6 protein-coding genes are annotated in these 7617 nt (G+C 67.6%); 3 read left to right on the forward strand and 3 right to left on the reverse strand.

Going from position 1 to position 7617, the window contains the following annotated elements:
* The first annotated feature begins 67 nt into the window (after positions 1 to 67).
* The gene (locus HMPREF1136_RS07955) at positions 68 to 499 is read left to right on the forward strand and encodes a winged helix-turn-helix domain-containing protein (protein ID WP_009648789.1); all 432 of its coding nucleotides are present in this window, start codon (positions 68 to 70) and stop codon (positions 497 to 499) included.
* 173 nt (positions 500 to 672) lie between these two features.
* On the opposite strand, the gene ilvA is transcribed toward HMPREF1136_RS07955, so the two are convergent.
* On the reverse strand, positions 673 to 1959 hold the full coding sequence (gene ilvA, locus HMPREF1136_RS07960) for a threonine ammonia-lyase IlvA (RefSeq protein WP_009648811.1): 1287 nt from the start codon (positions 1957 to 1959) through the stop codon (positions 673 to 675).
* Positions 1960 to 2044: 85 nt separating this feature from the next.
* Here ilvA and orn point away from each other — a divergent pair, with 85 nt between their 5' ends.
* Both orn and HMPREF1136_RS07970 read left to right on the forward strand, forming a co-directional pair.
* Positions 2045 to 2692, forward strand: coding sequence for an oligoribonuclease (gene orn, locus HMPREF1136_RS07965; RefSeq protein ID WP_156791865.1), 648 nt, complete (start codon positions 2045 to 2047; stop codon positions 2690 to 2692).
* Positions 2693 to 2924: 232 nt separating this feature from the next.
* Positions 2925 to 3749, forward strand: coding sequence for a single-stranded DNA-binding protein (locus HMPREF1136_RS07970; protein ID WP_232204196.1), 825 nt, complete (start codon positions 2925 to 2927; stop codon positions 3747 to 3749).
* Here the strand turns inward: HMPREF1136_RS07970 and HMPREF1136_RS07975 are convergent.
* Positions 3746 to 4210, reverse strand: coding sequence for a holo-ACP synthase (locus HMPREF1136_RS07975; RefSeq protein ID WP_009648827.1), 465 nt, complete (start codon positions 4208 to 4210; stop codon positions 3746 to 3748). The two genes, HMPREF1136_RS07970 and HMPREF1136_RS07975, sit on opposite strands and share 4 nt — an antisense overlap.
* Positions 4211 to 4213: 3 nt before the next feature.
* The coding region (locus HMPREF1136_RS07980) for a beta-ketoacyl synthase N-terminal-like domain-containing protein (protein ID WP_009648835.1) at positions 4214 to 7617 on the reverse strand (3404 nt) is incomplete at its 5' end.

Below are 7617 nucleotides of genomic sequence, written 5' to 3' on the forward strand. Positions count from 1 at the left end.
AATCACCGCCGCAGTGATATACCCACGCCGATAGTGGGAGTGCGGCCCCGAAGAATCGGATACACCCATGACCCTCGTCAACACCTCTGCCGCCCCCGCCCGCGCCGCCAACGACACCCCCACCTCCTACGAGGAATTCCTTGACGTTCTCGCCGGCCTGCGACTGAGTTCCTCCCGCATCGACATTGACATCGACCGCGGACAGGTCACCCTCGACGGACGCGACGCAGGCCTGTCCGCCAAGGAACACGACCTCCTGGCCCACCTGGCCGCCAACGCCGACCGTGCTGTCACCCGCGACGAACTTTTCGCGTCCGTGTGGGCGCACGCAGAACTCGGCTCCGACTCCCGTACCGTGGATGCTCACATCCGCCGCCTGCGTAAGAAGCTCTCCATCCTGCCCGACCTGATCTCCACGGTTCGCGGCGCAGGCTACCGCTTCAATTCCACGCCCGCCGTCCGTGTGCGCGTCACCCGCCCCGTCACCCTCGCCGCCTGACACCCCTCGCGATGGCCCCCGCCGTCATCCCGGCTGCGCCACCGCGCATGAGGCAAGCGACCAATCCCGGGCGGCTCCCCACCCAGCCACGCACCCGGGGACAGACACAAGAGGAGAGGGGCCACGGCCTCGTTCGGCGAAACCGCGCCCCTCTCCAGCGCTGCGTGCGCCTCTCAGATCACGAGCCGCGTAATCTCCGAATCCAGCGGCAGCTCCTCCACGTGCAGAGGAGAAGCCTCCATGCGGTGACGCAACCCGTTGATATCATCCGGGTTCGTCAGATCGATACCCACGAGGGCGGGACCGAGTTCGCGATTGTTCTTCTTCGTGTACTCGAAGTGCACGATATCGTCCGCGGGTCCCAGTACATCCTCCAGGAACATGCGCAGCATGCCCGGCTGCTGCGGGAACGTCACGAGGAAGTAGTGACGCAGGCCCTCATGGCGCAGCGAGCGTTCCATAACCTCCGCGTAGCGCGTCAGATCGTTATTACCGCCCGACACGACGCACACGATGGCGCCGTCGGAGCGGCCCAGCAGGGCCTTGCGATCCGCGGGATCCGTCAGGTATACGTGCGCAGCCGTGGACGCGAGTGCACCAGCGGGTTCAGCGATGACGCCGTCCGACTGGTAGAGCTCCAGCATCTCCGTGCACACCGCGCCCTCGGGTACGACCAGCACGCAATCAACGAACTGGGAAGCGATATGGAAGGGAAGCGCTCCAGCACGGCCAACAGCCGTACCGTCCACGAAAGGATCGACCTTCGCCAGCGATATCGGCTGACCGGCCTCCAGTGCCGCGTGCATCGACGCCGCGCCCGCGGGTTCCACGCCGATGATTCGCACCTCCGGGCGGTTCGCGCGCAGCCACGTCGCGATGCCTGCCACGAGGCCACCGCCGCCCACGGGGATCAGCACGGCGGCAGTGTTCTCGGGCATCTGCTCCTCGAGCTCCACGCCGATCGTGCCCTGCCCAGCGATGGTGTAGGGATCGTCGTAGGGATGCACGTACGTGCGGCCCGTCGCGCGCGCCGCCTCCTGGGCCAGCGCATTCGCGCGGTCAAACGTGCCATCCACGATGACCTGCTCGACCCACGTGCCGCCAATCGTCGCGATGCGGCGGCGCTTCTGGCGGGGCGTGTTCGACGGCAAGTAAATGGTTCCGCGCACGCCCAGGTGAGCGCATGCGTAGGCGAGGCCCTGGGCGTGGTTACCGGCTGACGCACACACGACGCCACGCTCACGCTCGGCGGGGGACAGCAGCGACATACGTGCATATGCGCCGCGCACCTTGAAGGAACGGCACTTCTGCTGATCCTCACGTTTGAGCAGAATATCGACGCCAGCCTCGGCGGACAGGCGTTCCGAGCGCTCCAGGTTCGTGCGAACGGCCACCCCTTCGAGAGCGGATGCGGCCTGACGGATGTCCTTGGGCGTGGTCACGTGAGAATTAGCGGACATGAAAACTCCTTCCAATACCCTTCCAGTGTAGTAGTGGCCACCGCCCGAGCGACCCAGCCAACCGTATGACGAGGAGCGCACTAACATAGTGGGCGTGAAAACTCTGAAAGATCCCCTGGTCTGGATCGACTGCGAAATGACCGGCCTGGACGTCGAGCGTGACGCCCTCATCGAGGTGGCCGTCGTCGTCACCGATGGCGACCTCACTATCGTTGATCCCGGCATGGATGTTCTCATCACGCCGCCCGCAGGCGCGTTGGAGAATATGAACGACTTTGTGCGTCACATGCACACCTCCTCCGGTCTGCTGGAGGACCTCAAGACTGACGCTGTGTCGATGGAGGACGCGACCGAGCAGGTCCTGTCGTATATCAAGCGTTTCGTGCCTCAGGAAGGTAAAGCCCTCCTGGCTGGCAACTCGGTGGGTACCGACAAGATGTTCCTTGAGGCCAACATGCCCTCGGTGATCAACCACCTGCACTATCGCCTGGTGGACGTCTCTTCCATTAAGGAGCTGGCGAAGCGCTGGTACCGCGCCGCTTTTAGTGAATCGCCTGAGAAGCACGGCGGTCACCGCGCGCTGGCGGACATCCTGGAGTCCATCCAGGAGCTGGAGTACTACCGTCGCGTGTTGTTCCCGTCCGAGCCGGTGACGACGGAGCGGGCGCGTGAGGTGGCGCGCGAGGTCGTTGCCCTCGGTATTCCCACCATGGGCGAGCAGGCCGAGGCCTGATTTCTGCTCTTTTTCGCGAAAGGCGGCACCCCGGTAGGGGAGTGCCGCCTTTCGCGTATATGTGCGGTGTCGTTCCGTCCACAGGGGGTGCGCTCGTGTCGGGCGTATCCACAGCGGGATGTCTCGTGTCGCGCCCATCCACAGGTCTCGCCAGCGCACTTGAAGGGTGAGGGAGGACGGGGGTTTCCTGGATGCATCCGGCGCTCGCCGGGCAGTATCGGAAAGGGATGCAATGATGCAGGACATTTCGACGACCCTCAAAGGGCGTATCGGCTCTGTCCCGACGATGAAACACATCAAGGGTGATACGTGCGTGACAACATTCCGTCTGGCGATTCCCCGCTGGCGTTTCACGGTCGACGCGCGCACGGGCAACGCCTCCTATGTGGAGGACGGAGCGTACTGGTACACGATTGAAACGTGGGACAAGCTGGCCGACAATGTGGTTCGCTGCTGTTGTAAGGGCGACCCGGTGATTGTGGTTGCCCGGCCTGTCCCGAATGCCTGGGTGGACGCGAATGGACAGATTCGCTCCTCCATCGTGTTTCGCGCCAGCGCGGTCGGGCACGACATGGCGAAGGGCACGTCGCGTTACACGAAGAACGGGGCTCACAGCACGGGAGAACCGGCGGGCGGCAGCCCGGATGATCCCTTTTCGACGAGGCCTGGGCAGCCTCCGCACGGTCAGTGCGCTGAGGCGGCGGCGGGCAGTGTCGCCCCCATACCGGTGGGAGACGCACCGGGGGAGGGCATACGTGGGGAGGTGGGCGCGGAGCCGCCACGTGCCTTCGTGGCCGCTGATGGTTCGGTCCATGCGCCGACCGACGACACGTGCGATGTCTCGGACTGCGCGTCGCGAAGCACGCCGGATGCCCATTCCCCGCAGCTGCGCGATGGGTGCGCGCCTGTCGGCCAGGCCACGCACATGCACGACGGGTCCGAGGAGCATTCCTCGGACCCGTGTGTGGGGGCGTCCCGTTTCGACTATTCGGCGGTGGAAGGAACTCAGGAAGCCCCCGAAGATCCGGAGGAAGCTGAGCCGCTCGACGACCTCTAGGCGGGCGCGTCCGCGATGATCACCTGGGCGATGGCGCACGACCCGTCGTGGCTGACTGAGACGAGCACCCTCCAGGATGAGGAGGGACCCAGCGATTCCTCGCACGCAGCCGCAACGTGTCCGTGCAACGCGAGAGAGGGGCGGTTCCACTCGTCGTGGATCACCTCGATCTCACGCCAATCCACGTCGGTGTCACCGATGAGGGGAGGAGCACCGAAGAGGGCGCACGACCAGGCCTTGATGAAAGCTTCCTTTGCGGCCCACAGGCCGCCCGCGTGACGGGCCACGGCCTCCTCGAAGCGGGCGGAACCGGGCTGAGCACCGGAGGTGGCACCTGCGCGGGCGCGGACCCGGCGTGCCTCCCGGGGCGTGAGCACGCCCGACAGGAAGGCCGACCCCGGCTCCCTCACCTGAGCGGCAAACTCAGGGAGGGAGACCAGGTCAACGCCGAGTCCGCGCATCGCTCACTTGCCTTCCGGCAGGTGGTAGAAGCCGTCCTCGCCCAGGCGTGCCGACGGATCCAGCAGGATCGCGGCCTCCACCTCGTGCGCATCACCCGCGATACCGGCAGCCGGGTCGTCGGGCAGATGGCGACCCTCCACCGAGGTGAACAGCGGGGCGTGGCCCAGCATGCCCATCTCGATGTGACGCTGGCCGTTGCGCAGTCGGCGATCCGACGCTGCGCGCCACGCCTCGAGGCGCTCGCGTCCGACCTCGCGCTCCACGATTGCCTCGAAGGCGGCCGGGTTAACCAGCGCCAGGAAGCCGGAGACGTGGCCGAAGCCGAGCGAGGTCGCGAACGCCGCGCGCACCGGTCCACGCGAGGACAGGTTGAGCGGGGAACGCAGCCACACGAGCGGGCCGTACTGCTCCATCGCGTCGTCGACGCAATCCAGCGCGACGTTCGCGGGGATCAGACCCGTGCGGAACACGTCGATGATGCCTCCGACCTGGAACACGCAGGCGCCGCCCTTCGCGTGACCCGTGAGGGTCTTCTGCGAGATGACCAGCAGCGGGTTACCGGGGGTGCGGCCCAGCGCCATGCCGACGCGGGTGTGCAGATCCGACTCGTTCGGGTCGTTCGCGTTCGTGGACGTGTCGTGCTTGGACACGAAGGCCACATCGTCGATCCCCACGCCGAGCTCTGCGAGGTTACGAGCGATGACCGAGTCACGCCCGCCGCGTGCCACCGCGAGGGCACCCAGACCGGGGGCCGGGATCGAGGTGTGCGCGCCGTCGCTGAACGTCTGCGCGTGTGCGACGACCGCCAGGACCGGCAGGCCCATCTCGAGGGCCACCGAGCCTCGAGTCAGCAGCACGGTGCCGCCGCCCTGCGCCTCGACGAAGCCGCCGCGGCGGCGGTCATTGGCGCGCGAGACGAAGCGCGAGGAGATGCCGCGAGCGAGCAGCTCGTTCGAGTTCGCCGTCGCGTTCATCGCGCCGAAGCCCACGATCGACTCGACCTGAATGTCGTCAATCGCGCCGGCCACGACAAAGTCAGCCTTACCGGCCTTGATCTTGTCGACGCCCTCCTCGATGGACACCGCAGCGGTTGCGCAGGCACCGACCGGGTTGATCATTGAGCCGTAGCCGCCCACGTAGGACTGCATCGTGTGCGCAGCCACGACGTTGGGCAGGGTCTCCTGCAGGATGTCCTGCGGGTATTCCTCGCCCAGGAAGCGGTCGACGAACAGCTTGTGCATCGAACGCATGCCACCGAAGCCGGTGCCCTGCGTGGAGGCAACGGTCGCCGGGTGGACGACGCGCAGCAGCTCGGCGGGGCTGAAGCCAGCGGACACGAACGCATCGACGGCGGAGACCAGGTTCCACACGGCGATCGGGTCGATCGAATCCAGCATCGAGGCCGGGATACCCCAGCGGGCCGGATCGAAGTCCGTCGGGAACAGGCCACCGATGCGGCGGTTAAGGGTCGCGCGACGAGGCACACGCACTTGGGCGCCGGACTTGCGGGTCACCTGCCACTCACCGAACGCGGTCTGTTCGACCATGGTGAACTGCGGGTCGGCCTCGGCGTAGGAGCGTGCCTCGGCCTCGTCCTCGACCGTGAACGTGATGTCGCGGTCCAGGAAGACCATGGCCGACTCGGGCGTGTAGCCGTCGTGCAGCGGGCCGTCGTCGTGGAAGAAGCGCACGCCGGAGCGGGCCACGACCTCGTCGCGGTAGCGATCGAAGATCTCCGACTCGGGGACCAGCTGGTCGTCCTTGTCGTACCAGCCACCCACCGGGGTGTCCGACCAGGTCAGCAGGCCGGTCATCCACGCCAGCTCGAGCACGCCCGCAGGGGTGAGCTCGACGGTGCCGTCGGTGTGGATACCGAGTTCGGCCTGCACGCGGGTACGAGCGCTGCCCCACGGGCCGACCTCGCCGTGACCGACGATGACGACCGTGTCGGCCAGCGACGCGGTGGTGTGACCCCACTGCGACGGGTCGACGTGGGGGACGGCGACCTGGGAGGGCGAGGGCAGAGCGGAGACGGTCGCGACCGGCTTGGTGGCTTCAGCCTCGGGAGCTGCGACCTCCACCTGGGCGCGCAGCGCGCGCAGGTCGATGGAGGAGTCCAGGCCGCCGGTCAGGTCGGCGTCCACAGGAGCGGTGGCAGCCTGAGCGCGAACCTCGGCGCTCGAGAGCGCGAGCAGCTGCTGCGCCATTTCCTCGGTCGACCACGTGCGTACGCCCGCAGCCTCGACGGCGGCGACCATCGGGTCGTTGCCACCCATGAGACCGGTGCCGCGCACCCAACCGATGCGGGGGTGAGCGATAGAGACGCGCGAACCCCAGATCGGCTCGGCTGCCCAGCGGGTTGCAATCGCGTCGAAGGAGGCCTTGGCTTCGGCGTAGGCACCGTCGCCGCCGAAGATGCCGCGGTTCGGGGAACCGGGCAGTACGACGTGCAGGCGGTGGTCAGCGTGAGTGTCGGACCCGATTGCGCACAGGCCGGCGATGGAGCGCTCGACGCTCCACAGCAGCAGACGCATCTGGTTCTCCGAGGCCGGGCCAGCGTCCGCCAGCGTGCCGGAGACGCGCGGGGCTGCGAAGGGGTAGAACAGCGTCGGGACCAGGGCTTCCTTGGTCACCTTCACGTCGGCACCCACGGACTTGGTCTGCTCGGTGCCGATCCACTCCACGAGAGCATCCACGTCGCGGTAGGAAGCCAGGTTCGCGGGAACCAGCCACAGCTTCGCGCCGCCCGCAGCGTGCGTGCGGTACAGCTCCTTGGCGAAGGCCAGGCGCGAGGCGGAAATCGACGAGGAGGTCGCAATGACGGTCGCGCCACCGGCGAGCAGGCCGCCCACGACCGCGCCGCCAATGGAGGCGGGGGTCATGCCGGTCACCACGGCGACGTCATTCGCGTAGGGCAGGTCCTCGGAGGACGCCAGAGCGTCGGATGCGATCTGCTCCAGGCGAGCGGCGCGCTCGTGATCGCCCTCGGTGCGCAGGCGGTTCGCCCAGTACGAGGCCTGCTCGGCCACGGCGCGGCCCGTGCCCACGAAGGACGCTCCCTCGGCGAGGGTGCCTTCGGCGACGTAGCGGGCGACGTCTTCACGTGCGGAGGCCCAGCGGTCGTCCAGGAGGACGGCGCGTGCGGCGTCGAAGCGAGGCTCGACCAGGTCAACCCAGCCCGACCCCAACTCGGCGGCCACGGCGTCGATGACGCGCGCGTCGTCGGAGGAATCCTCGCCGGTGGGGGCGGGAGCGTTCAGGCCCAGCTCGGACAGGACCGTGCGGGCGGTCTTGGCCAGGACGCCGTCCTCACCCGTCACGGACGCGGCGTAGGCATCCAGCGCGGCGGAGTCGACGACGCCGCCGCCAGCGGAACCGCCGGCGCTGGGCAGGGAGACGGCGATGC

This window comes from Actinomyces sp. ICM47, assembly GCF_000278725.1.
Lineage (GTDB): Bacteria > Actinomycetota > Actinomycetes > Actinomycetales > Actinomycetaceae > Pauljensenia.